At 67.1% G+C, this 22944-nt stretch carries 24 protein-coding genes and 1 pseudogene; 6 read left to right on the top strand and 19 right to left on the bottom strand.

Going from position 1 to position 22944, the window contains the following annotated elements; all coding sequences use genetic code 11:
- Positions 1-30: 30 nt before the first annotated feature.
- On the top strand, positions 31-651 hold the full coding sequence (locus L6Q96_02300) for an NYN domain-containing protein (GenBank protein MCK6553407.1): 621 nt from the start codon (positions 31-33) through the stop codon (positions 649-651).
- Positions 652-747: 96 nt separating this feature from the next.
- Positions 748-876: pseudogene (locus L6Q96_02305) on the top strand (hypothetical protein).
- Positions 877-1002: 126 nt separating this feature from the next.
- Here L6Q96_02305 and L6Q96_02310 read toward each other — a convergent pair.
- Together L6Q96_02310 and L6Q96_02315 are read right to left on the bottom strand one after the other, a co-directional pair.
- Positions 1003-1188: a type II toxin-antitoxin system HicA family toxin gene (locus L6Q96_02310; protein MCK6553408.1), complete on the bottom strand. Its 186-nt coding sequence runs from the start codon at positions 1186-1188 to the stop codon at positions 1003-1005.
- Positions 1185-1403, bottom strand: coding sequence for a type II toxin-antitoxin system HicB family antitoxin (locus tag L6Q96_02315; GenBank protein MCK6553409.1), 219 nt, complete (start codon positions 1401-1403; stop codon positions 1185-1187). Before L6Q96_02315 ends, L6Q96_02310 begins: the two co-directional genes overlap by 4 nt.
- 258 nt (positions 1404-1661) lie before the next feature.
- Between L6Q96_02315 and L6Q96_02320 the strand changes: the two genes are divergently transcribed.
- Positions 1662-1940, top strand: a complete 279-nt coding sequence (locus L6Q96_02320) for a hypothetical protein (GenBank protein ID MCK6553410.1) — start codon at positions 1662-1664, stop codon at positions 1938-1940.
- Between the two features lie 18 nt (positions 1941-1958).
- Entirely contained in the window at positions 1959-2420 is a 462-nt protein-coding gene (locus tag L6Q96_02325) for a hypothetical protein (GenBank protein ID MCK6553411.1), read from the top strand.
- A 501-nt stretch (positions 2421-2921) separates the two neighbouring features.
- Here the strand turns inward: L6Q96_02325 and murJ are convergent.
- Positions 2922-4571: a murein biosynthesis integral membrane protein MurJ gene (murJ, locus tag L6Q96_02330; protein MCK6553412.1), complete on the bottom strand. Its 1650-nt coding sequence runs from the start codon at positions 4569-4571 to the stop codon at positions 2922-2924.
- 206 nt (positions 4572-4777) lie between these two features.
- Between murJ and rpsT the strand changes: the two genes are divergently transcribed.
- A complete protein-coding gene (gene rpsT / locus L6Q96_02335) occupies positions 4778-5050 on the top strand; it encodes a 30S ribosomal protein S20 (protein ID MCK6553413.1) in 273 nt (90 codons plus the stop codon).
- A gap of 69 nt (positions 5051-5119) precedes the next feature.
- Here rpsT and lptE read toward each other — a convergent pair whose 3' ends face one another.
- From lptE to rpsO, 16 genes are all read right to left on the bottom strand, one after another.
- Positions 5120-5719, bottom strand: coding sequence for an LPS assembly lipoprotein LptE (lptE, locus tag L6Q96_02340; GenBank protein ID MCK6553414.1), 600 nt, complete (start codon positions 5717-5719; stop codon positions 5120-5122).
- 1 nt (position 5720) lies between these two features.
- Positions 5721-8144: a leucine--tRNA ligase gene (leuS, locus tag L6Q96_02345; GenBank protein MCK6553415.1), complete on the bottom strand. Its 2424-nt coding sequence runs from the start codon at positions 8142-8144 to the stop codon at positions 5721-5723.
- A gap of 2 nt (positions 8145-8146) precedes the next feature.
- On the bottom strand, positions 8147-8590 hold the full coding sequence (nusB, locus tag L6Q96_02350; protein ID MCK6553416.1) for a transcription antitermination factor NusB: 444 nt from the start codon (positions 8588-8590) through the stop codon (positions 8147-8149).
- 53 nt (positions 8591-8643) lie between these two features.
- Positions 8644-9111: a 6,7-dimethyl-8-ribityllumazine synthase gene (gene ribH, locus L6Q96_02355; GenBank protein MCK6553417.1), complete on the bottom strand. Its 468-nt coding sequence runs from the start codon at positions 9109-9111 to the stop codon at positions 8644-8646.
- Positions 9112-9118: 7 nt separating this feature from the next.
- A complete protein-coding gene (ribA, locus tag L6Q96_02360; GenBank protein MCK6553418.1) occupies positions 9119-10342 on the bottom strand; it encodes a GTP cyclohydrolase II in 1224 nt (407 codons plus the stop codon).
- The gene (gene ribD, locus L6Q96_02365) at positions 10308-11426 is read right to left on the bottom strand and encodes a bifunctional diaminohydroxyphosphoribosylaminopyrimidine deaminase/5-amino-6-(5-phosphoribosylamino)uracil reductase RibD (GenBank protein ID MCK6553419.1); all 1119 of its coding nucleotides are present in this window, start codon (positions 11424-11426) and stop codon (positions 10308-10310) included. The genes ribA and ribD overlap by 35 nt, the downstream gene beginning before the upstream one ends.
- 6 nt (positions 11427-11432) lie before the next feature.
- Positions 11433-11927 carry a transcriptional regulator NrdR gene (gene nrdR, locus L6Q96_02370; GenBank protein MCK6553420.1) on the bottom strand — a complete coding sequence of 165 codons (495 nt, stop codon included), beginning with the start codon at positions 11925-11927 and terminating at the stop codon, positions 11433-11435.
- A 13-nt stretch (positions 11928-11940) separates the two neighbouring features.
- Positions 11941-13359, bottom strand: coding sequence for an amidophosphoribosyltransferase (gene purF / locus L6Q96_02375; GenBank protein ID MCK6553421.1), 1419 nt, complete (start codon positions 13357-13359; stop codon positions 11941-11943).
- A gap of 72 nt (positions 13360-13431) precedes the next feature.
- The gene (gene purL, locus L6Q96_02380; protein ID MCK6553422.1) at positions 13432-15639 is read right to left on the bottom strand and encodes a phosphoribosylformylglycinamidine synthase subunit PurL; all 2208 of its coding nucleotides are present in this window, start codon (positions 15637-15639) and stop codon (positions 13432-13434) included.
- A gap of 25 nt (positions 15640-15664) precedes the next feature.
- Positions 15665-16396 carry a phosphoribosylformylglycinamidine synthase subunit PurQ gene (gene purQ, locus L6Q96_02385; protein ID MCK6553423.1) on the bottom strand — a complete coding sequence of 244 codons (732 nt, stop codon included), beginning with the start codon at positions 16394-16396 and terminating at the stop codon, positions 15665-15667.
- 6 nt (positions 16397-16402) lie between these two features.
- Positions 16403-16645 carry a phosphoribosylformylglycinamidine synthase subunit PurS gene (gene purS, locus L6Q96_02390; protein ID MCK6553424.1) on the bottom strand — a complete coding sequence of 81 codons (243 nt, stop codon included), beginning with the start codon at positions 16643-16645 and terminating at the stop codon, positions 16403-16405.
- Between the two features lie 139 nt (positions 16646-16784).
- Positions 16785-18080, bottom strand: a complete 1296-nt coding sequence (purB, locus tag L6Q96_02395; protein MCK6553425.1) for an adenylosuccinate lyase — start codon at positions 18078-18080, stop codon at positions 16785-16787.
- A gap of 75 nt (positions 18081-18155) precedes the next feature.
- Positions 18156-18620 (bottom strand): dUTP diphosphatase, encoded by a 465-nt coding sequence (gene dut / locus L6Q96_02400; GenBank protein ID MCK6553426.1) that lies wholly within the window; start codon positions 18618-18620, stop codon positions 18156-18158.
- A gap of 4 nt (positions 18621-18624) precedes the next feature.
- Positions 18625-19899, bottom strand: coding sequence for an insulinase family protein (locus L6Q96_02405; protein MCK6553427.1), 1275 nt, complete (start codon positions 19897-19899; stop codon positions 18625-18627).
- A gap of 19 nt (positions 19900-19918) precedes the next feature.
- Entirely contained in the window at positions 19919-22021 is a 2103-nt protein-coding gene (gene pnp / locus L6Q96_02410; protein ID MCK6553428.1) for a polyribonucleotide nucleotidyltransferase, read from the bottom strand.
- A gap of 79 nt (positions 22022-22100) precedes the next feature.
- On the bottom strand, positions 22101-22370 hold the full coding sequence (gene rpsO / locus L6Q96_02415) for a 30S ribosomal protein S15 (protein MCK6553429.1): 270 nt from the start codon (positions 22368-22370) through the stop codon (positions 22101-22103).
- Positions 22371-22528: 158 nt separating this feature from the next.
- Here rpsO and L6Q96_02420 point away from each other — a divergent pair, with 158 nt between their 5' ends.
- Positions 22529-22918 (top strand): hypothetical protein, encoded by a 390-nt coding sequence (locus tag L6Q96_02420; GenBank protein ID MCK6553430.1) that lies wholly within the window; start codon positions 22529-22531, stop codon positions 22916-22918.
- Positions 22919-22944: the final 26 nt, after the last annotated feature.

Consider the following 22944-nt stretch of genomic DNA (forward strand, 5'->3'; position numbering starts at 1 on the left):
TCTCCACTCGCCCGGCGCGCCGTAGGCTTCGTGGACGGATTCAATCTCTACCACGCGATCCGAGATCTACGGCTCCCCCACCTGAAGTGGGTCGATCTGTGGGCGTTACTGGAACGATTCGCCCGTCCCCCCGCCGCCGAACTGCGCACCGTCTACTATTTCTCAGCCTACGCCACATGGCTCAAAGAACAGCACCTTCGCCACGCTCAGTACGTAGCCGCTCTTGGAGCGCACCGCGTTACGCCGGTGCTCGGAAACTTCAAGAAGAAGACCTATCGTTGCAAGCAGTGCGAACAGACCATCGAGGGGCACGAAGAGAAGGAGACCGATGTCAACCTGGCGCTCGGCCTCTATCGGGGCGCGGTCAAGGACGAGTACGACCTGGCCCTCGTGGTGTCTGGCGATTCCGACCTCGCGCCGGCGGTGCGTGCGGTTAAGCGGGACTTTCCGGTGAAGAGGATCTTGATTGTGACGCCCGTCGGCCGGAAGGCAAGTTACGATCTGCTGGACGCTGCCGGTGGCCCCCGAATGGGACGGGAGATGCGCCGCAGTCACATAGCCGCCGCGCTACTCCCTCGGTACGTGTATGCAAACCCTTCGGGGGAATTGGTAGCGACCCGGCCAAAAGAGTACGACCCGCCGCCCGGCTGACCAACTGCGCCGTCGGCTAGGGTGCGCGACCCGAACCCCGGACCCCACGGCCGGGCCGCCGACGGCGCTTCCTCCCGCCCGTGGGCACTCGTGGGGGTGCCATGCCTGCCCGCAATCACCCCATCCGAACCGGCACTCCTCAGCGAGCACGAAGCCGCGCGGCGGCTCGGCGTTAAGCTATCTACATTGCGAAGATGGAGATGGTCGGGCTCCCCCGTTGCATTCGTTCGGCTCGGGAGGGCGGTGAGATACCGCTCGGCCGACCTTGCCGCGGCTATCGCATCCGGGCGGCGTTTCTCGACGAGCGACGGGGGCGCCGCTGCCCGCATGCGCCGCCCGCGGTTGAGTGGTCTACGGGACCGGAAGCCCAAGGTCCCGGCAAATCTTCCGGACCAGCCCTTCCTTGATTTCCCTGTGCCGCGGCACGGTGGATTGTTTGCCGGTGGCGACGTTGCGGTACACGGTGTGAACGCCACCCTCCCGGATGAAGACGCACTGCTGCGCTTCCAGGTGGCGAATCAAGTCGACGCGCTTCACTCGGCGAGGTGCAGCGGTTCGCGGATGACCGTCCGCCCGGCCAGGTCGCGTTCCGCGGCTTCGCGATTAGCCTCAAGCAGGAGCGCGACCGCCTCGACGAGGTTTGTCCGCGCCTCTTCGAGCGTCTCGCCCTGGGTGTTCGCGCCGGGAAGCTCTTCCACGTACGCGACGAACCCACCTTCCTCGGCGGGCTCGAACACGGCAGTGAGCTTCATTGGACCTCCGGTGCGCGGGTGCTCCCGGCCGACACCGCCACATGCGCCTTTGCTTCCTCAAGCGTGCAGTAGTCGCCGCGGGCAAATGCCTTACGGCCTTCCTCAACGGCCCGCATCTCCTGAGGCGTCAGCGGCTCGTCGTCGAGCGGAATCGTTCGGGGCGGTACCGCCGTCGCTTTTTGTCGCACTGTGGCGTTGCGAGGCATACACGCAGTCTACGGCAGCGGTCCGCCCGGGCGCAACCCCGGCGAGGCACCCATGAACGCCAAACGCAAGGGTACCCGCAACGAACACCGGTCGGCGCGCATCCTCGAAGCCGCCGGCTACGCCGTGACGCGCGTGGCGGCCTCGCTCGGTGCCTGGGACCTCATCGGTGTCGGACCCACCGACGTCGTGGTCTGCCAGGTCAAGACGCGCGACTGGCCGGGGACGGTGGAGATGGAGATGTTGGCGATGTTCCCGGCGCCCTCGAACGTGCGCAAGCTCGTCCATCGCTGGCGCGACCGGGAACGCCAGCTCGACGTGAAGGTGTTGTGACAAGGAAAGGAAACGACGATGCCGGACGCTCCCCACGACCGCCGCGAGGGATTTCTCGACGCGGGAGGCCGTCCGATGACGCCGCGCGCTACCCTCGCCGCGGGGGTGGACCCGCATACCCTCATGGACGGCGCGAACCCCCATGGGCCATCACCGGCCACCCGATGCACGGCCAGAAGCAAGCAGACCGGCGACCGCTGTGAGCAGCGCGTCGTGCCTGGGCGTTCAGTCTGCCATTATCACGGCGGCAAGACTCCGGTGGGTACGGCACTGCCCCAGTACAAGGGCGCCGGCCGCTCCAGGCACCTGCCGGTCGCGATGGTCGAGCGATACCGCGCCGCTGCGTCGGACCCCGAGTTGCTCGCGCTTCGCAAGGACCTCGCTCTGATCGAAGTGCGACTCACCAGCCTGCTCGAAAAGCTCACCGACTCCGGCCCCGGCGACGCCGCCACATGGGCCGACATCCGCGCGCTTCTATAGGAGCGGCTGCGGATCGCGGAGGCCGAACACAAGCGCCTTGCGGCGACGCACCAGCTTATCACCATCGAGCGCGCGCTGATGGTGAGGCACGAGGTTGCCACCGTCATCGCCCGGCATGTTACCGACCGGGACGCGCTGCGCGCCATCAACGCCGAGTTCGCCCGGCGGGTGAGTTCAGAGGGGGCGCCGGCGTGAGACCGCCGATGCTGCCGGCTCTGCGCCGGGCCGCTGAGGCGCTGCCAGCGCCAGAAGACTCCAGCGTGCCGCGCTGACCGCTGCCCCCCCCCGTCGACCGGGACGATTTCTCTCGCCGTGCCTCCAGGGTGCCTCCAGCCCCCGAATGGCGCTGGCGACGCCCGCGCCAGAAACGCAGAAAGCGCCGATTTCTCAGGGCCTTACCTTAAGCTGGCGAGCGGATTCGAACCGCTGACCTGCTGAAGGAGAATCTCTAGGCCGACCGCGACTCCGCCTGGGGTTCGTGACGTGACGGCGGACCCCGACTTACCGTCGGCCCGTCCCGCGGGAGAGACGCGCGCGAAGCATACCCCAGATGGCGCGGGCTTCCGTGCCGCCCAGTACGGTCCCTGCCGCGGCAAATACCAGCAGGCCGGTGGTCACCGCAGCCCCCAGTATGCCGACCCGCACCATTAACCCGTCGGCGGTCCAGTCCGCCAGCCCGGCCACCGCCCGCACGGGTACCACCATGGCCAGCGACGCCACCAGACTGCGCCCCAGAGAGCCGAGCAACTCGCGGCCTCCCAGCGGCCCGAGCCGGTAGCGCAACAGCACGCCGAGCAATACCATATTCACCGTCGCCGCCACCGACGTCGACAGCGCCAGCCCGACGTGACGCAGCTCGAACAGCGCCATCGCCTGCGTCGCCCGCGCAATGGCATCGCCGAATGCGGTCTCGCCGGTGACCGGGACCGCCCCCATCAACGTCAGACTGCACACCACATTGACGACGAACGCCACCGCCGCGGTCGTCACCGGCGTGCGCGTGTCCTCCATCGCATAGAACGCCGGAACGATCAGCCGTACCATCGACACCGACCACAGCCCGACCGCGAACGCCGACAGCGCCCGCGCCGTCAAAACCGTCTGCTCCGGCCCGAAGGCCCCCCGCTGGAACAGCACCGAGACGATCGGCACGGCCAGGGCCGCAATGCCGAAAGCCGCCGGCACGGCGATGAAGTTGGTCAACCGGATCGCAAACGCGATGCTCCGTCGCAGGTCGTCGTAAGCCCCCCGCGCCGCCTGCGCCGAGAAACTCGGCAATGCGGCCGTACCGAGCGCGACAGCAAAAATCCCGAGCGGAAACTCGAACACCCGGTCCGCGTACCAGAGGTAAGAGACGCTTCCCGTCGGCAGCAGCGAGGCGAGCACCGTGTCGACCATGAGATTGATCTGGTAGACCGCCGCTCCGAAGAGCATCGGTGCCATCAACCGCATCGACCGGCGCACCGCCTCGTGACGCGGCTCCCACCGCGGCAGCAGACGCACGCCCAGCCGGTGCAACGGCGGTAGCTGCAAGGCCAATTGCAGACAGCCTCCGAGCAGTACCCCGTAAGCCAGTCCGCGAATCGGCACCGACAGGTGCGGGCTCAGCAATACGGCACCCGCAATCATCGATAGGTTAAGGAAGATCGGCGACAATGCCGGCGCCGCGAAGTGGCGCATGGCGTTCAAAATGCCCGAGGCCAGCGCTACCAAACTGATCAGAAAGATGTACGGAAACAGCCACCGCGTCAGCGACACCGTCAGAGCATACTTCGCCGGATCGTCCATGAACCCGGGGGCGAACAAAGCCGTCCAAAACGGCGCGAAGACGATGCCCAACACGGTCAGCGCCGTCAGCAGCATAGCCAGCATCGTCGCCACGGCCGATGCCGCCCGGATGGCTTCGTCGCGCGTACGGTTCGTCAGATAGTCGGTGAACACGGGAATGAAGGCGACGCTCATCGCCCCCTCCCCGACGAACCGGCGCAGCAGGTTGGGCACCCGAAAGGCGACGAAGAACGCGTCGGCCGCCATGCCGGTGCCAAAGTAGTATCCCGTCACCGAATCGCGCGCGAGCCCGGCGACGCGGCTCAGGAAAGTAAACGCGCCGACCAAACTCGCGGCCCGCGCGATCTGCCGGTTCTCACTCACCGATCGCCCGCTCCACGGCGAGGCGGGAAGCCGCCGAGCCCGGCCTTGCTGCCTGCCGCCCGTGCATTTCGCGGCCGACCCCGGCCCCGGGCGCGCCGGTGCGCCGGTCCGTGTCGATCTGCGCGGACACGACGAAATGACCCGCACAATTGACCCTGGAAAACCTCTATGCTAGCCGTTTCGGTTCCAATCGGGAGGACAAACAAGTGGCTCAACGACATCCCTCTGCCATCAAGCGTCACCGCCAGAGCCTGAAGCGCCGGGCGCGGAACCAGTCGGTGCGCACGCACGTGCGTAAGGTCCTGCGGACCCTGCGCGAGGTCATCGACAACAAGGAAGTCGAGGCGGCCGAGAAGGAGCTGCGCACCGTCATGCGCACCCTCGACAAGGCGGTCACCAAAGGCGTCATCCATCGCAACAGCGCCGCCCGCCGAGTCGCCCGTCTGAGCAGCCAGGTGGCAGCCCTGAAGGCATCCTGAGCCGTCCGCACTCGCGGCCGCCCGCGGCGCGTCTGGCGCTCGCGGCGGCCGGCAGCCACACCCCGGTCGTCAAAATCCCTCCATCATCTGATCGTAGACGTCGCGCGCCGTCTGTGCGGCGAGGCGGTTGAGCGCGCGTTGCCGCAAAGTCTCGGCGAGCTGGATCGTCGCAAACTGCGGATTGTTGATGTCCACCGCGTCGAGCAGGCCCTGCTGGAACTCCGAGGAACTGGTCACCACGACGGTAGCGCTTGCGCTGTACTCATCGATTTCGCGCAGGCGCTGCGCCTGCCAGAGCACCGTGCCGTCGCGCTGATTGACCAGGGTCAGATCGATGACCACCGACACCTCGTACTGTACCGCCTGGTCGTTGGCCCCGAATGCGACCGGGCGGGTGTAGACGTCGACCACTCGCCCGGACAGCACCGCGTCGGCACCCGCAGGCTGATTGGCCAGCGCAAAGCGGCGGCGCACGGCGATCTCGCGTTCGAGTGCGAAGGCAATGATGCGCTCGTAGCCGTACTCGCGAGAGCCGTTGTCGATCTCGCCGACGGCCAGGGTACGCACTTCCGCCGGCAGCACGTCGGCGGTGCCGATGACGTGGTATCCGCAACCCGCCAGTGCGGCGAGTGCGGCGGTGGCCGCGAACGCGTGGACTCGCCCGCGCACTTTACACCACCAGGTTGACCAGACGCCCGGGCACGACGACGCGCCGGCGAATCGACTTGCCGGAGATGTGCGCCTGAATCGCTGCGTCGGCCAGCGCGGCGGCCACGACTTCCTCCTCGCCGGCCGTCCGCGGCACCTCGACGCGCCCGCGTACCTTGCCGTTAACCTGAACGACCACGACGGCGATGTCCTCGACGACCAGCGCCGGATCGTACGTCGGCCAGCGCGCGGCGAAGACGCTGGAATCGTGCCCGAGCGCCTCCCAGAGCTCCTCAGCTACGTGCGGCGCCAGAGACGCCAGCATGATCGTCATGGCCTCCAGCACCTCGCGGTCGGGTGGGCCGCCGCGCCGGATCTCGTTCAACAACGTCATGAGCGCCGCAATGGCGGTGTTGTAGCGCAGTCCGTCGAGGTCCTCCTGCACTTTCTTGACGGCTCGGTGCGTGGCCCGCCGCAGCGGCTCCGCTGCCGGCGCCGTGTTGCCGCTCACGCTCCAGTCGCGCACGGCGCGCCAGACGCCGTCGACGAAGCGGCGCACTCCGGCAATGCCTTCGTCGCGGAAGTCGCCGCCGTCCTCGTAGGGTCCCAGGAACATCAGATACGTGCGAAAGACATCGGCGCCGTGCTGGTCGATGTAAGCGTCCGGGGTCACCACGTTTCCCTTCGACTTCGACATCTTGGCGCCGTCCTTGATGATCAGTCCGTGGGCGCGAAAGGTCTTGAAGGGCTCCTCGAAAGGCAGCACGCCGATATCGGACAGTGCCATCGTGACGAAGCGGGTGTACATCAGATGGAGCACGGCGTGTTCGTTGCCGCCGATGTACATGTCCACCGGCAGCCACCGCCGCGTCAGTTCCGGGTCCATGGCCACGTCGTGGCGATCGGTCGACGGATAGCGCAGGAAGTACCAGGCCGAGTCGAGGAAAGTATCGGACACGTCGGTCTCGCGGCGGGCCGCGCCGCCGCAGTGCGGGCAGTCAACCTCGTAGAACTCGCGCACACGGGCCAGCGGCGCCACGCCACTGGCGTCGGGCCGGAAGTCCTCGATCTCCGGCAGCATCACCGGCAGGTGCGACTCGGGCACGGGAACGATGCCGCAGGCGCCGCAATGGATCATCGGGATCGGCGGCCCCCAGTACCGCTGCCGCGAGATGCACCAGTCATGCAGACGGTACTGCACGCGTTTCTGTCCCGCCCCCTGCCCCGCGAGCCACTGCGTCACCGCGTCCTTCGCGGCTTCGGCGTCCATGCGATCGAAGCGGCCGCTGTTCACCAGATGGCCGGGGCCGTCGTACGCCGCGTCGAGCGGGGTGCCGGCGTCCTCTCCCGCGGCGGCGATCACCCGGACGATCGGAAGATCGAACTCGCGGGCGAACTCGAAGTCGCGTTGATCGTGGGCGGGTACGGCCATGATGGCGCCGGTGCCGTACTCGGCCAGGACGTAGTCGGCGATCCAGATCGGGATCTCGTGCCCGGTGGCCGGATTCACCGCGAACGACCCGGTAAACACCCCCGTCTTGTCTTTCACGCTGCGCCGCGTGACCAGATCCATGCTCGCCGTACGCTCGCGGTAGGCGAGCACGGCCTCGCGTTGTCCCGGGGTGGCCAGGGTGTCGACCAGTTCGTGTTCGGGGGCCAGCACCATGTAGGTGGCGCCGAAGACCGTATCGGGGCGCGTGGTGAAGACGCGGATTGCGCGGCTGCGCGCCGCGGCGAGAGGGAAGTCGATCTCCGCGCCCTCGGAGCGGCCGATCCAGTTCCGCTGTGCGGTTCTGGTGACCTCCGACCAGTCGATCCAGGCGAGGTTGTCGAGCAGGCGCTGCGCGTAGCGAGTGATGGCGAAGAACCACTGCTCGGTGAACCGCTGTTCGACGCGGGTATCGCCGTGGCGTTCGCAGTAGCCGTCGATGACCTGTTCGTTGGCAAGGACGGTCTGGCAGCGGGGACACCAGTTGACCGGCGCTTTCTTGCGAATCGCGAGACCGTGCTTGTAAAGCTGCAGGAAGATCCACTGGGTCCACCGGTAGTAGTCGGGCTGCGTCGTGTCGACGACGTGTTCCCAGTTCACCATGAGCCCGAGGCGCTCGAGCTGGCGGCGGAAGTTCGCCGTCGTCTCGATCATGAGACGGCGCGGGTGGCGGCCGACGGTCAGGGCGTAGTTCTCGGTGTGGATGCCGAAGGCATCGAAGCCGATGGGTTCGAACACGTCGTGTCCCTGCAGGCGACGAAACCGCCCGTGGATGTCGGCGCCGGTGAACGCGAAGGCGTTGCCGACGTGGAGCCCTTCGGCCGACGGGTACGGAAACATCATCAAGGTGTAGTAAGGCTGCCGGGCCCGGTGCAGGTCGACGGTGTTGGTGCCGCGTTCCTTCCACAGTCGCTGCCACTTCGCTTCCACGGCAGCCGGCTCGTACCGTTCGTTCATGCTCAGCTCACATCTCCGGATCGGTTCGCTTCGTCCTTCACGCCGAGTCGCGTCGCGATCGCGTCGAGCACGCCGTTGACGAAGGCGGCCGACTCGGCGTTGCCGAAACGGCGGGCGATTTCGATGGCCTCGTCGAGCACCACCCTCGTCGGCACGCTCGGACTCTGCAGTAGCTCGTAGGTGGCGAGGCGCAGCACGCAGACGTCGACCAGCGAAAGGCGCTCGATGCGCCAGTGCTCGGAGGTCGCCGCGATCAACTCGTCGATGCGCTCGCGTTCGGCGCCGACCCCGGCGACGAGTTCCATTCCGAAAGCCTTGGCGGCTGCGCTGGCGTCGCTGCCCTCCCAGAACGCCCGCAACGTCTGCGGTGCGGACGCGGTGCCGAGCACGTCGAGCTGATAGAGAGCCTGGACGGCCAGTTCGCGCCCTTTGCGTCGCGGACCCATAGTCTCCTATCGTCTCCGTCCCTCAGTGCCCGGCCGGCGCCGCGGCCGGCCGCTCATGCGAGTTGGCGCAACAGGTCGGCCATCTCGACGGCGGTAACAGCCGCCTCGTGGCCCTTGTTGCCAGCATCGTCGGCGGATCGCGAAAGCGCCTGCTCGAGGTTCTCGGTGGTCAGAACGCCGAGTGCAATCGGCAGCCGGTGGCGTATCTGCATCTCCTGCAGGGCGTCGATCACCGCCCTGGAAATATAGTCGTGGTGCTGGGTCTCGCCGCGGACGATCGCGCCGAGGCACACCAGTGCTCCGTACTTGCCGCTGCGCGCCAGCGACTCGGCGGCGAGCGGGATCTCGACGGCGCCGGGTACGTGTGCGACGTCGATACGGTCGTCGGCGACGCCGCAACCGGTCAAGGCGGTCAGTGCGCCGCGCAGCAATCGTTCGGTGACGATGCTGTTGAATCGCGACACCACAACGGCCACTCGCAGCCCGCGGCCATCGAGGCCGCCCTTGAAAGTATTCGCCATGGGCGACTCAGGGCGCCGGTTTGAGGCCCGACAGGATGTGCCCGAGCTTCTGTTGCTTGGTACGCAAATACTTGAGTGTACCCGGGTGTGCCGGGATCTCGATCGGGAGACGCTCGACCACTTCGATGCCGTAGCGCTGCAGACCGTCGATCTTCTTGGGATTGTTCGTGAGCAGGCGGACACGACAGACGCCGAGGTCGCGCAGGATCTGGGCGGCGAGGCCGTAATCCCGGCCGTCGTCCTCGAAGCCCAGCTCGAGATTCGCCTCGACCGTGTCGCGCCCCTGATCCTGCAGGGCGTAGGCGAGAATCTTGTTTGCCAATCCGATGCCGCGTCCTTCCTGGTGCATGTACACGAGGACGCCACGGCCGGCGCGTTCGATCATTTCGAGAGCCCGCCAGAGCTGGTCGCCGCAGTCGCAGCGTTGCGAGCCGAAGACGTCGCCGGTGAGGCATTCGGAGTGTACGCGCACCATCACCGCGTCGGAGGGGCGCAGGCGGCCCTTGACCAGGGCGATATGCTCGTGGCGGTCGACGTCGCTGCGGTACACGACGGTGCGAAACCGCCCGGCCGCGGTGGTAACGATCGGCGCGTCCGCCACGCGTTGCACCACTGCCTCGTTGCGCAGGCGGTAGGTCACCAGATCGGCGACATCGACCAGGGGCAGCGCGAACAGTTGGGCGAGTTCGCCGAGCTGGGCGGCGGTGGCGACGCTGCCGTCGTCGTCGAGAACGGTACAGACGACCGCCCCCGGGGTGGCGCCGGCGAGGCGCGTGAGGTCGACGGCCGCCTCGGCCAGTGCGGCTCGCGCCAGCACCCCTCCCGGCCGGGCCGCCAGCGTCTGAATATGACCGGGCATGACGATATCGTCGGGCTGCGCCTCGCGAGCGATCGCGGCGCGAACGGTGGTCGCGCGATCCGCGGCGGAAATGCCGGTGGTGACCCCGCGCCGTGCCTCGATCGACGCTCCAAACCGCTCTCGCGAGGCCGGGTTGTCGGGCCCCATCAAGGGAATGCCGAGTTCGCGCATGCGGTCCTCGGGCAGACAGAGGCAGACCAGCCCGCGGGCATGGGTGGCCATGAAGTTCACCGCATCCGGGGTGATCGCGTCGGCGAGGAGGCAGAGCTGCCCCTCGCCCTGGGCGCCATCGGTGAGCACCACCATGCGTCCGGCGCGCAGTTCCCGTGTTGCTGGTTCAATCCGATTCACCCGGTTCTCCCGCCCGCACATCTGTAGCAACTAATATATCGGTCGCAAACCGCCGCAGTCGCAAGGGGCCCAGGCGCAGCGCCGAACGCAGACCCAGCACCCCCAGCGGTCCGACCATGGGGCGGCCGTCCTCGCCGATGAGCATCGGCGCCAGGAAGCAGAGCAGGCGGTCGACCGCCCCGGCGCGCAGCAGTGTCCCGGCCACGCGAGCACCGCCTTCGACGAGTACCGAGACGACCCCGCGGCGGCCGAGGGCCCGCAGCAGAGCCCGCGGCGAGACCACCCCGTCACGGTCGGGAAGACGCATTACCTGTACGCCGGCCGCGCGGTCCATCCACGGACGGCGGGCCGGTGCGGAGCGGCCGGCGACAATCAGGGTGGGAGCGGCGCCGTCGGTCAGCACGCGCGCGGTGGCGGGCAGGCGCAAGCGACCGTCGAGAACGATGCGCAGCGGGTTTCGGCCGCCGCGCAATCGACAGGTCAGGGCCGGGTCGTCGCGCCGCACCGTTTCGGCGCCGACGAGGATGGCGTCGTGTTCGTTGCGCAAACGATGCGCGTAACGGCGGCTGTCGGGTCCGGTGATCCAACGCGAGTCGCCGGCTGCCGTGGCGATGCGGCCGTCGAGGGAGGCGGCGAGCTTCAGTGTTACCCACGGCAGACCGGTACGGACGTGCTTGCGAAAGGGGGCGATGAGGTCGTTGCAGGCCGCTTCCAGCACCCCGTCGGCAACCTCGACGCCGGCGGCCGCGAGGAGCGCCGCACCCTGCCCCGGCACGTGGGGATTGGGATCGCGGGCGCCGATGACGACCCGGCGAACGCCCGCCGCCACGATCGCCTCGGTGCAGGGCGGCGTGCGGCCGTGGTGTGCGCACGGCTCCAGCGTGACGACGAGCGTCGCGCCACGCGCGGCGCTGCCCGCCGAAGCGAGCGCCTCGATCTCGGCGTGCGGCGCGCCGGCACGGCGGTGAAACCCGCGCCCGGCGACGGTGCCGCCGGCGGTCACCACGACGGCGCCGACGGGCGGGTTGGGGCTGGTGCGGCCGAGTCCTCGTCGCGCTTCGCGCAGAGCAAGGCGCATGAACTGCCTGTCGGCAGCAGACCCCACGGCGCCTCACGCCTTCCGACGCGGCCGTGGACTGGACGCGGTCTTGCGGCGCGCCTTCATGAGATCTTCCAGCTCGCGCATGAACTCGCCGACGTCCTTGAAAGACCGGTACACGGACGCGAAGCGCACGTAGGCCACCGGGTCGAGGGCATGGAGGGCCTGCATCACCGCTTCGCCGACGACCGAACTCGGCACCTCTTTGTCGCCGCGCTCCTGCAGCCCGCGTTCGATGCCATCGATGGCCTCCTCGATCGCGGTAATGCTCACCGGACGCTTCTCGCACGCTTTGCGCATGCCGGCTTCGATCTTGTGCCGGTCGTAGGCTTCGCGTCCGCCGTCTTTCTTGACGATCGTCGGCAGCGTTTCCTCGACCCGTTCGTACGTGGTGAACCGCCGCTTACAGCTCGCACACTCTCGGCGGCGGCGGATCACCCCGCCGTCCTCGGTGAGACGAGAGTCGACGACGCGATTCTCGGGATCGTGGCAGAACGGGCATTTCATCTGGAAGGGAGGATCACCGTTCGGCTGCCTCGAACAAGACGAATTGGTGAATGCGGCCCTGGTCGGTAACCGGGACGGGATAGCGCCCGGTAAAGCACGCGGCGCAGAACCCGTGCCCCTCGCCGTTGGCAAGGAAGCTGTACATGCCGCGTTCGCTCAGGAACGCCAGCGTATCGGCGCCGATGAAGCTACGGATTCGTTCCAGGGAGCGGTCGGTGGCGATCAGCTCCTCCGTGGTGGGGGTATCGACGCCGTAAAAGCACGATCCGATCGTCGGCGGTGAGCTGATACGCATGTGTACCGCCTGGGCGCCGGCGGCCCTCAGCATGGTGACAATTTTGTGGCTGGTCGTGCCGCGAACGATCGAGTCGTCGACGACCACGACCCGCTTGCCGGCGAGCACCTCGACCTGCGCGTTCAGCTTGACCTTGACACCGAAGTGCCGGATGGCGTCGCGCGGCTCGATGAAGGTCCGCCCGACGTAATGGTTCCGGATCAGACCCATCTCGAACGGCAGGCGGGCTTCCTCGGCAAACCCCAGCGCGGCCGGCACCCCGGAATCGGGGACCGGAATCACCATGTCCGCATCGGCGGGTGCTTCGCGAGCCAGTTGCCGTCCCAGTTCCTTGCGAACTTCGTACACGCTGCGGCCGTACACGCGGCTGTCCGGCCGGGCGAAGTAGATGTATTCGAAAATGCAGCTGGTGCGCGGGGCGGCCGGGAAAGGCCTGAAGCTCTGTGCACCGGCGGCGCTGACCCACAGCACCTCACCCGGTTCGACCTCCCGTTCGTAGCGGGCGCCGACGAGATCCAGAGCGCAGGTCTCCGAGGCAACCACAACGGCATCGCGTTCGGGAATGCGCCCGAAGACCAGCGGCCGGAACCCGTACGGATCGCGCACGGCGACCAGTTCGTGGGGCGTGAGGAACACCAGGGAGTAGGCGCCGCGCACCTGGCTGAGAGCGGCGATGATGCGGTCGATGGTGCGTTCGGCGTGCGCGGCGGCGATGAGGTGCATGATCACCTCGGTGTCCACCGTCGACTGAAAGATCGCGCCCTGGCGCTGGAGGCGGTTGCGCAGTTCCTCGGCGTTCACCAGGTTGCCGTTGTGGGCGACGGCAATGCCGCCCTGGCCGTACTCGACGACGAAGGGCTGCGTGTTTCGGAGCAGCGTTTGCCCGGATGTGGAGTAACGGTTGTGTCCGATGGCCGAGCTGCCCTCGAGCTTGCGGACGATCTGTTCGTCGAACACGTCCGCCACCAGCCCGAGGCCGCGGTGGGAGATGAGCGCCTCGCCGCTGGCGGAGACTATGCCGGCCGATTCCTGGCCGCGGTGCTGCAGCGCGTAGAGCCCGAGGTAGGCGAGGTTGGCCGCTTCCGGATGCCCGAATACGCCGACGACGCCGCACTTCTCGCGGAACCGGTCAAACACCGCTGCTGCCTCCCGGCGGCACCGCACCGAAGCGGATTGTGGCCGCGCTGTGGTACCTCTGTCCGTGGACCTTCATGTCGGCTCCCCGAGGCGCCGTGGCAGCGCCTCCACCCAGGTGCGCCGCAACTCGTCGATATCGAGATCGACCAGCGGATCGATTACGAGGCGGCGGCCGCGCACTTCGCCGAGGGTGGCCGCGGGGACGTCGGCCGCGGCGGCCAGTTCGCGCAGGCGGGCGAGATGGCGGCGCCGGACCGAGACCAGGATTCGCGACTGGCTTTCTCCGAACAGGATCGCATCGGGGCGGATGGCCCCTTCCAGCGCGATGACCGCTCCCAGGTGAGGCCCCGGGCCCGACATGCAGCATTCGGCAAGCGCCACTGCCAGACCGCCCTCGCTGATGTCGTGAGCCGAACGCACCAGACCTTCGCCGATCGCGGCGCGGCATGCCCGCTGCAGCGCGCTTTCCACCTCGAGGTCGATCCACGGCGGAGTGCCGCAGACGAGACCGCGGGTTATCGCCAGGTACTCGCTACCTCCCAGCTCTTCGCGGGTGCGACCGAGCAACACGACGACATCGCCCTCGGTCTTGAACCACTGGGTGGTCGTCTGTTGGACGTCGTCGATCAGTCCGACCATGGCGATCGTCGGCGTCGGTGGGATCGGCCGTCCGTCGGTTTCGTTGTAGAAACTCACGTTGCCACTGACCACCGGCACGTTCAGTGCGTGGCAGGCGTCGCGGATGCCGCGGATGGCCTCGGCGAACTGCCACATCACCCCCGGCTTCTCGGGGTTGCCGAAGTTGAGGCAATCGGTGAGCCCGATCGGGGTCGCCCCGGCGCAGACCACATTACGGGCGCTCTCGACGACGGCGACCATGGCGCCGACGTACGGGTCGAGGAAGCAGTAGCGGCTGTTGCAGTCGACGCTCATCGCCAGTGCCTTGGTGGTGCCTTTGACGCGCACGACGGCGGCGTCGGAACCGGGCTCGACCACGGTGTTGCTGCGCACGAGATAGTCGTACTGGGCGAACACCCAGCTCTTGGAAGCGATATTGGGCGAGTCGAGCAGTCGCAGCAACGTCTGATTGTAGTCGCCGGGAAGCGGCACCTGTTCGAGGCGGAGTTCCTGCAGTTCGTCGGTGCCGGGGGGCGGCGTGGCAGGCCGCTGGTAGATCGGCGCATCGTCGGTAAGGGCGCCGATCGGAATGCGTACCACCTCCTCGCCGTGGAGCGACACGCGGAAATGCCCGTCGTCGGTTACCGTGCCGATTACCGCCGCATCGAGATCCCACCTGGCGAAGACGCGCCGAACGACCTCTTCCGCCCCGCGCCGGGCAACGATAAGCATGCGCTCCTGGGACTCGGAAAGCAGTATTTCGTAGGGCGACATGCCCCGTTCGCGCAGGGGTACGCGGTCGAGGTCGAGATGGATTCCCATACCGCCGCGGCCGGCCATTTCCACCGACGAGCTGGTGAGGCCGGCGGCGCCCATATCCTGGATCGCTACGATGGCGTCGTTCTCCATGAGCTCCAGACAGGCTTCGAGGAGGAGTTTTTCGGTGAACGGATCGCCGACCTGAACGGTCGGCCGTTTCTGCTCGGTTTCGCCGGTAAACTCGGCCGAGGCGAGGAGACTGGCGCCGTGAATGCCGTCGCGGCCCGTCTTCGAGCCGACATAGATGACGGGATTGCCGACTCCGGCCGCGCAGGCGCGGAAGATGGCGTCGGTGCGCACGATGCCGAGCGTGAAGGCGTTGACGAGGATGTTCTCGTTGTATCCTTCGTCGAAGTAGACCTCGCCGCCGACGGTGGGTACGCCGATGCAGTTGCCGTAGCCGCCGATGCCGGCGACCACGCCGTTGACGAGATAGCGGGTGCGCGGGTGGTCGACGCTGCCGAAGCGCAAGGAATTGAGGTTCGCGATCGGCCGGGCGCCCATGGTGAATACGTCCCGCAGAATGCCGCCGACACCGGTGGCCGCACCCTGATACGGTTCGACGAACGACGGATGGTTATGGCTTTCGATCTTGAAAGCCACGGCGAGTCCGTCGCCGATGTCGACGATGCCCGCGTTTTCGCCCGGCCCCTGCAACACGCGCGGTCCGCGGGTCGGCAGGGTCTTCAGCAAGGCTCGGGAGCTCTTGTAGCTGCAGTGCTCCGACCACATCACCGAGAAGACGCCGAGTTCGACGAGGTTCGGAGCGCGCCCAAGGGTCGAGCAGATGCGCGCAAACTCCTCGGCGCTCAGACCGTGTTCGGCGGCCTCGGTTGCGGTCATCGCCTGTCCGCGGTGTGTCATGTTCTCAGTGACCGGGTGCCGTCGAGGCGGTGCGCGCACGGTTACCGTCGGAGTGCGCGGCGCGAAGGGACTGGAAAATCCGTAAGCCGTCGTCGCCGCCGAGGAGCTTTTCGACCGCGTGTTCGGGGTGCGGCATCAGGCCGAAGACGTTGCGTTGCGCATTGACGATGCCGGCGATGTTGTTCAGCGAGCCGTTCGGGTTCGCCTCCGGCGTGGCCCGACCGCTACTGTCGACGTACCGCAGGATGACCTGGTGGTTGTCCTCGAGGCGTTCGAGGGTGGCCGGGTCGGCGACGTAGCATCCCTCGCCGTGCTTGATCGGTATGTGCAGCACCTCGCCGCGCTTACCGCGACCGGTGAACGGGGTTTCGGTTTCTTCGAGGCGCAGGTACACCCAGCCGCAGAGGAAGCGCAGGCCGCGGTTGCGGATCAGCGCCCCGGGCAGCAGGCCCGCCTCGCAGAGCACCTGGAAGCCGTTGCAGATTCCCATGACGAGCCCACCGGCGCGGGCAAACTCGGCAATGCTCTCCATCACCGGGGAGAACCGGGCCATGGCGCCGCAACGCAGATAGTCGCCGTAGGAGAAGCCGCCGGGGAGGACGACGCAATCCGCACCCGCGAGGTCGCGGTCCTTGTGCCACAACGGCACCGCGTCGTCTCCCAGCACGTGTTTGATCACGTGCAGCGCATCGTGATCGTCGTTGGAGCCGGGAAAGGTCACAACACCCCAGCGCATGGCTTTTCACTCGTCGATGTCGAAACGATAGTCTTCGATGACGCCGTTGGCGAGGAGGCGGCGGCACATCTCGTCGGTGCGCCGCTGGGCCTCCTCGCGGCTCACGCCTTCGAGAGCGAGTTCGATGTACTTGCCGAGGTGAACCTCCTGGACTTCCGTGAAGCCGAGGTGGTGAAGTGAGTGTTCGACCGCCTTGCCCTGCGGGTCGAGCACGCCACGTTTGGGGGTGATGAACACGCGCGCACGCATGATCTCGGTACTCACCCGACGGCGGCGCGGCAGATGCCGTGGTACACTACCCGGTCGGCCTCCTCGATGGGGCCGACGCAGGTCTCGCTCATCTCGTCGTTGTCGATGCCCTTGCTGGCGATGGTCCCGCGCTTCTCCATCATGCCCCTCCGAATGCCCGCCGGAATAACTCGGGTTCATAGCGTAACTGATGGCCGAGGTCGAAGAGCTCTTGCAACTCGCCGGTCGAGAGATGGCGGATGATGTCGGGGTCGGCGCCGACCTCGACGCGGAAGTCCGCACCCTCGAAGGCGCGCAGGCCGCAGCGCTGCACCCAGCGGTAGGCCTGGTCGCGACTGACCCCCTTGCGCACCAGGGCCAGCAGCACCGCCTCCGAGAATACGGCGCCGCGCGCCCGTTCGAGGTTGGCCTGCATGGCGTCGGGATGTACGACGAGGCCGCGGATCACGCCGGTCATGCGGTGCAGCATGAAGTCGAGGGCGATCGTGGCGTCCGGTCCGATCACCCGTTCGACCGAGGAATGACTGATGTCGCGCTCGTGCCAGAGGGCGACGTTCTCGAAAGCGGCGACGGCGTAGCCGCGCAGCAGACGGGCAAGGCCGGTGACATTCTCGCTGAGGATGGGGTTGCGCTTGTGCGGCATGGCCGACGATCCCTTCTGAGCGCTGCCGAAGGGCTCCTCGGCTTCACGCACCTCGGTGCGCTGCAAGTGTCGGATCTCGACCGCATAGCGCTCCACCGAGGCCGCCGCGACCGCCAGGGAGGCGAAGAATTCGGCGTGCCGATCCCGCGGTATAACCTGTGTGGCCACGGGCTCGGGACGCAGCCCGAGATGCTCGCACACGTAGGCTTCGACCTCCGGGGGCAGATGCGCGAAGGTGCCCACGGCGCCGGAAAGCGAGCCGACGCGCACGGTCTCGCGGGCGGCGCGCAGGCGGGCAACATTGCGCTGCATCTCGGTGTACCAGCCCGCGAGTTTCAAGCCGAAGGTGGTCGGTTCGGCGTGGATGCCATGGGTGCGGCCGATGACGACCTGCCCCCGGTGCGCCTGCGCCTGTGCGCCGATGACGTCGCGCAGCGCCTCGGCGCCCGCAACGAGCAGATCGGCGGCGCGAACCAGTTGTACGGCGAAGGCGGTGTCGAGGACGTCGGAGGAAGTGAGCCCGAGATGCAGGAAGCGGCCTTCCGGTCCGCACTGCTCGGCGATCGAGGTGACGAAGGCGATGACGTCGTGGCCGACGTCGCGCTCGATCTCCCGCATGCGGCCCACATCGACCCGGGCTCGGCCGCGGAGCAGGCCGGGGACCTCGTTCGGGACGTCGCCGTGGCGGGCTAGCGCCTCGCAGGCGAGGATCTCGATTTCCAGCCACAGGCCGAGTTTCGTCTCCTCCGTCCACACCGCACCCATGGCGGGCCGCGTATACCGATCGATCATGTCTGGCTCCGTCGCCGCTTCGGGGCTCGTCGGGCTCCTGCGATTGAGAAGGCGATCTTACGTGAAGCGGCCCTTTCAGTCATCCCGGGCGTCGTCGGTGTGTCCGAATCCGCCGGCGCCGCGCGCGCTCTCGTCGAGGGCGGCCACTTCGTTCCAGACCGCCCGGGCTACGGGTGCCAGGACGAGCTGGGCGATACGGTCGCCGCGGCGGATGGTTACCGGCTCGGCGCCGAGGTTGACGACGATGATCTGCACTTCGCCGCGGTAATCGGCATCGATGGTCCCCGGGGTGTTGAGCAGTGTCATACCCTGGCGCAGGGCGAGGCCGCTGCGCGGCCGTACCTGGGCCTCGTAGCCAAGCGGAATGGCGACCGCCAGGCCGGTTGGCACCAGGGCGCGCCCTCCGGGCGGCACCTCAACGGGTTCGGTGACGTCTGCCATCAGGTCCATGCCCGCCGCGCCGGCGGTCATGTAGCGCGGCAACGGCAGCGGGTCCCGCGCCGCGCGTACGCGCCGGACCGGTACGACGACCGCTTCCATCGCCTCACGCGGCGTCGAGCATGGTTTCCCCGACCGGTTTACCCTTCAAGTCGCCGAGCAGGGTCAACGCCATGGCGTCCGCGCGCACCAGACGCGTGGTGAGAGCCACGATCTCGTCGTTGCCGGTCGCATCGATGCGGGCCGCCACTGCGCTCGGCGACACGTCGCCGCCGAAGTAAATCTCGTTCTTGGCGATGCGGCTCATGCGATTGTCGCTGGTCTCGAGTCCGAGTAGCAAGTTGCCCTTGAGCTGGTTTTTGACGCGCGTCAGTTCGTCGGGGTGCAGTCCGTGCTGCCGGATCGAGCGTAGTTCGCCAAGGATCACGGCAACCACCTCTTCGACCCATTCGGCGCTGGTTCCCACGTAGATGCCGATGTAGCCCGCATCGATGTAGGACGACAGGAACGAGTACACGGCGTAGGCGCGGCCGCGCTTCTCGCGCACTTCCTGGAACAGTCGAGAGCTCATGCCGCCGCCGAGCGCGGTGTTGAGCAGATAGGCCGCGTAACGTTCCTCGGCGCGCTGCGAAACCCCGGGTGTCCCGAGGCAGAGGTGCACTTGCTCCAGGGGTTTCTCGAGGTGGAACACGTTGCGCCGGGGCGTCGGCGGTACTCCATCGACGCCGGCGGTTCGGCCGCTGAGGTGACTGAACTCCCGCTCCGCCCACGCGACCAGACGCTGGTGCTCGACGTTGCCGGCCGCCGCGACAATCAGCCGATCCGGCCGATAGCGAGAATCGACGAAATCGAGGAAATCGTGCCGGGAAAAACGTTGGACCGTCTCGGCGCGACCGCAGACGGGGAAGCTGAGCGGATGCTCGGGCCAGAAGTTGAGGTTGAAAAGATCGTGGACGTAATCGTCCGGGGTGTCCTCCACCTGCGAGATTTCCTGCAGCACGACGCTGCGTTCGCGCTCGATCTCGTCCGGATCGAAACGCGAGTGCAGGAAGATGTCGCTCAGGACGTCTTCGGCCACGCCCATGTGTTCGGCGAGAACCTTGCCGTAATAGCAGGTATACTCCTTGCCGGTGAAAGCGTTGATCACGCCCCCGACGGCATCGAACTCCTCGGCGATCTGCGCGGCGGTACGGCGCTCCGTACCCTTAAAGAGCAAGTGCTCCAGATAATGGGAGATGCCGGCCTGGTCGGGACGTTCGTAGCGGGAGCCGTTCTCTACCCAGATGCCGACGGTAACCGACGCGACTCCCGGCATGGTCTCGGTAACCACGCGGATGCCGTTGGCGAGTTGCGATCGCGCGACCCGGCGTCGATTCGGCATGACTTCGAACTCGCTGCGTCTACGAGGCGGACGACGCCGGTCCCTGGTTCTGTATGGCCTCCTTACGGCTCAGCCGGATCTTGCCGGTCTTGTCGACTTCGAGGACCTTGACCATCACCTCGTCGCCCTCCTTGAGGACGTCGCTTACCCGCTGCACGCGGCCGGGACCGATCTGGGATATGTGGAGCAGGCCATCGGTTCCGGGCAGAATTTCCACGAAGGCTCCGAAGTCGACAATCTTGCGGACGGTGCCCTTGTAGACCTTACCGACCTCGGCTTCGGCGGTGATGCCCTGAATGAGATCGATGGCCCGCTGCATGGCGGTGCCCTCGGAGGAGGCGATGAACACGGTGCCGTCGTCCTCGACATCGATCTTGACGCCGGTTTCCTCGATGATGCCCCGAATCACCTTGCCGCCGGGGCCGATGACGTCACGAATCTTTTCGGGTCGGATCTTGAGCGTGACGATGCGGGGCGCATGTTGCGACATTTCCGTGCGGGCCTGGGCAATGACCGCGCCCATCGCCTGGAGGATGTGCAGTCGACCCGCTCGCGCCTGGTAGAGCGCGGTGCTCATGATGTCGCGCGTCACGCGGCCGATCTTGATGTCCATCTGCAGCGCGGTAACGCCGTCGCGGGTACCGGCCACCTTGAAATCCATGTCGCCGAGGTGATCCTCGTCGCCGAGGATGTCGGAAAGAACCCTGATCTCGTCGCCTTCCTTGATGAGGCCCATGGCAATTCCCGCCACCGGGGCCAGAACCGGCACGCCGGCGTCCATGAGGGCCAGCGATGCCCCGCAAACGGTGGCCATGGACGACGAGCCGTTCGACTCGAGGATCTCCGAGACGACGCGGATCGTGTACGGAAAAGCATCCTCGGGGGGCAGTACGGCGGCAACCGCGCGTTCGGCCAGTGCCCCGTGACCGATTTCCCTGCGTCCGGGGCTGCGGAGGAACTTGACTTCGCCGACGCTGAACGGCGGGAAGTTGTAGTGCAGCATGAACTTCTTGTAGTGCTCGCCAATCAGGGCGTCGATCTTTTGTTCGTCGGAGGATGTTCCGAGAGTCGCCACCGCCAGCGCCTGGGTTTCGCCACGGGTGAAGAGCGCCGAGCCGTGCGCGCGCGGCAGGACACCCACCTCGCATTCGATCGGGCGAATATCCTCGAGGCCGCGGCCGTCGACGCGCCGCCCCTCTTCGACGATGGCGCGCCGCATCACTTCGCTCTTGATCTCTTCGCAGATGTCGCGGATCTGCTTGCCCTGTTCCGGGTAAGTCGCCGCCAGCGCCGCCCCGGTGTCCGCTTCCGCCCCGGCGACGGCAGCCGCCCGTTCCTGCTTGGCGGGCACCTTGAAGGCGGCCGCGAACCGCGGCCGGGCCTCGGCGGCCACGGCCGCCATCAGCGCCTCGTCACGTACCGGCGCCACCACCGCGCGCTTCGGTTTTCCGAGGGCTTTTTGCAACCCGTCCTGCATGTCGAGCAGCGGCTGCAGGGCCTCGTGCGCCGTGAACAATGCATCCAGCATGACGTCTTCGGGCAGTCCGTTCGCCCCGCCCTCAACCATGACGATGCCTTCGCGGCTGCCGGCCACGATCAGGTTCAGGTCGGACTGATCGATCTGCGCCAGGGGCGGATTGATGACGAACTGCCCGCCGATTCGGCCGATACGAACCGCCGCAATCGGCCCGTGAAACGGGATATCGGATATGTGCAGAGCGGCCGACGCGCCGGTGACAGAGAGCATGTCGGGATCGTTTTCGCGGTCGTGCGACAGCACGGTGGCGATAACCTGCGTTTCGCAGGTGAAACCGTCCGGGAACAGCGGACGAATCGGCCGATCGATGAGGCGCGACGTCAACGTCTCGCGCTCCGAGGGCCGACCCTCGCGTTTGAAGAAACCGCCGGGAATCTTGCCGGCGGCAAAGGTGCGCTCCTGGTAATCGCAGGTGAGCGGGAAGAAATCGATGCCCTCGCGCCCGCTTTTCGCCGCCACCGCGGTAACCAGCACCAGCGACTCGCCGCACGACACCAACACGGCACCGTCGGCTTGCTTAGCCATCCGCCCCACCTCCATGGTGAGCCGACGGCCGTGAAACTCCGCCTCAACCTTCCGAAACATGTAGAATTCAACCTCCCGGGCTCGTAGCCCCTGTGGGGAGGGAAAGACAGGTGGGGACCGCCGCCGAACGGCGTGCCGGCTACTTGCGAATCCCCAACCGCCCGATCAGGCTCTTGTAGCGCTCGAAATCCTTACCCTTCAAATAGTCCAACAAGCGCCGACGCTGGCCTACCAGCATCAGAAGACCGCGCCGTGAATGGTGGTCCTTCTTGTGGGCTTTGAAGTGCTCGGTAAGATACTCGATGCGAGCGCTGAGAAGCGCGACCTGAACCTCGGGAGAACCAGTATCCGCTGGGTGTTGCTGGTACTGTCCGATGAGCTCCTGCGTCTTTTCGGGAGCCAACCCCATCTTTCCTCCGTCTCTTATGAACAGCGGGCATGCCTAACACGCACCTTCCGGCTTGTAAAGGTTCCGTCGAGCTCCGATCCGAACGCGGCCCTTCTTGACGCACCGCATTGCGCTTCATGACGCAGGGCGTTATAGTCCGTGCAGAGGAGGGACCGACAATGACACCGAGAAAGCCAGGGACAAGGGTCGAGAAGCTGGCGCGACGCGTCAATGCGCTGCCGGAGCAGGTCACCAGGGAGCTGCGTGAGCGGTGGGAAGAGGCGCTGCACAGGCTGCCGCCCGAATGGCGCAAGGCGGTAAAGCGGGTGCTGACCGAGGTCGATCGCACCGGTACGGCATGGAGCAAGCGGGCCGAGCGGCTCGTCAAGACGGCACGCCGGCGGGTCGAGGAGGTCGCAGGGCGCGCCGAGAAGCAGGTGGTCGAAGCCGTGGAGCCGCTCCGCGTGCGGTTCGATCTGCCGACCCGCGCCGAGGTCGACCGGCTGCGCAAGCGCATCGATCACCTGGAACGCCGCATGCGGACCAGGGCCGGGGCCGCCGCTGCCTGAGCGGCTGCCCCAACCGGGTGGGCGCA

Source organism: Candidatus Binatia bacterium (genome assembly GCA_023150935.1).
GTDB lineage: Bacteria > Desulfobacterota > Binatia > HRBIN30 > HRBIN30 > JAKLJW01.

Coding starts and splice junctions, on each gene's coding strand:
- nusB (MCK6553416.1), bottom strand. CDS start 8,590: ATGGGTCCGCGACGCAAAGGGCGCGAACTGGCCGTCCAGGCTCTCTAT.
- dut (MCK6553426.1), bottom strand. CDS start 18,620: ATGGAAGCGGTCGTCGTACCGGTCCGGCGCGTACGCGCGGCGCGGGAC.
- L6Q96_02405 (MCK6553427.1), bottom strand. CDS start 19,899: ATGCCGAATCGACGCCGGGTCGCGCGATCGCAACTCGCCAACGGCATC.
- rpsO (MCK6553429.1), bottom strand. CDS start 22,370: ATGGGGTTGGCTCCCGAAAAGACGCAGGAGCTCATCGGACAGTACCAG.
- L6Q96_02420 (MCK6553430.1), top strand. CDS start 22,529: ATGACACCGAGAAAGCCAGGGACAAGGGTCGAGAAGCTGGCGCGACGC.
- L6Q96_02315 (MCK6553409.1), bottom strand. CDS start 1,403: ATGAAGCTCACTGCCGTGTTCGAGCCCGCCGAGGAAGGTGGGTTCGTC.
- ribH (MCK6553417.1), bottom strand. CDS start 9,111: ATGGCGAATACTTTCAAGGGCGGCCTCGATGGCCGCGGGCTGCGAGTG.
- nrdR (MCK6553420.1), bottom strand. CDS start 11,927: ATGAAATGCCCGTTCTGCCACGATCCCGAGAATCGCGTCGTCGACTCT.
- pnp (MCK6553428.1), bottom strand. CDS start 22,021: ATGTTTCGGAAGGTTGAGGCGGAGTTTCACGGCCGTCGGCTCACCATG.
- leuS (MCK6553415.1), bottom strand. CDS start 8,144: ATGAACGAACGGTACGAGCCGGCTGCCGTGGAAGCGAAGTGGCAGCGA.
- purB (MCK6553425.1), bottom strand. CDS start 18,080: ATGATCGATCGGTATACGCGGCCCGCCATGGGTGCGGTGTGGACGGAG.
- L6Q96_02325 (MCK6553411.1), top strand. CDS start 1,959: ATGCCGGACGCTCCCCACGACCGCCGCGAGGGATTTCTCGACGCGGGA.
- L6Q96_02320 (MCK6553410.1), top strand. CDS start 1,662: ATGAACGCCAAACGCAAGGGTACCCGCAACGAACACCGGTCGGCGCGC.
- purL (MCK6553422.1), bottom strand. CDS start 15,639: ATGACCGCAACCGAGGCCGCCGAACACGGTCTGAGCGCCGAGGAGTTT.
- purQ (MCK6553423.1), bottom strand. CDS start 16,396: ATGCGCTGGGGTGTTGTGACCTTTCCCGGCTCCAACGACGATCACGAT.
- ribA (MCK6553418.1), bottom strand. CDS start 10,342: ATGTGCGGGCGGGAGAACCGGGTGAATCGGATTGAACCAGCAACACGG.
- purS (MCK6553424.1), bottom strand. CDS start 16,645: ATGCGTGCGCGCGTGTTCATCACCCCCAAACGTGGCGTGCTCGACCCG.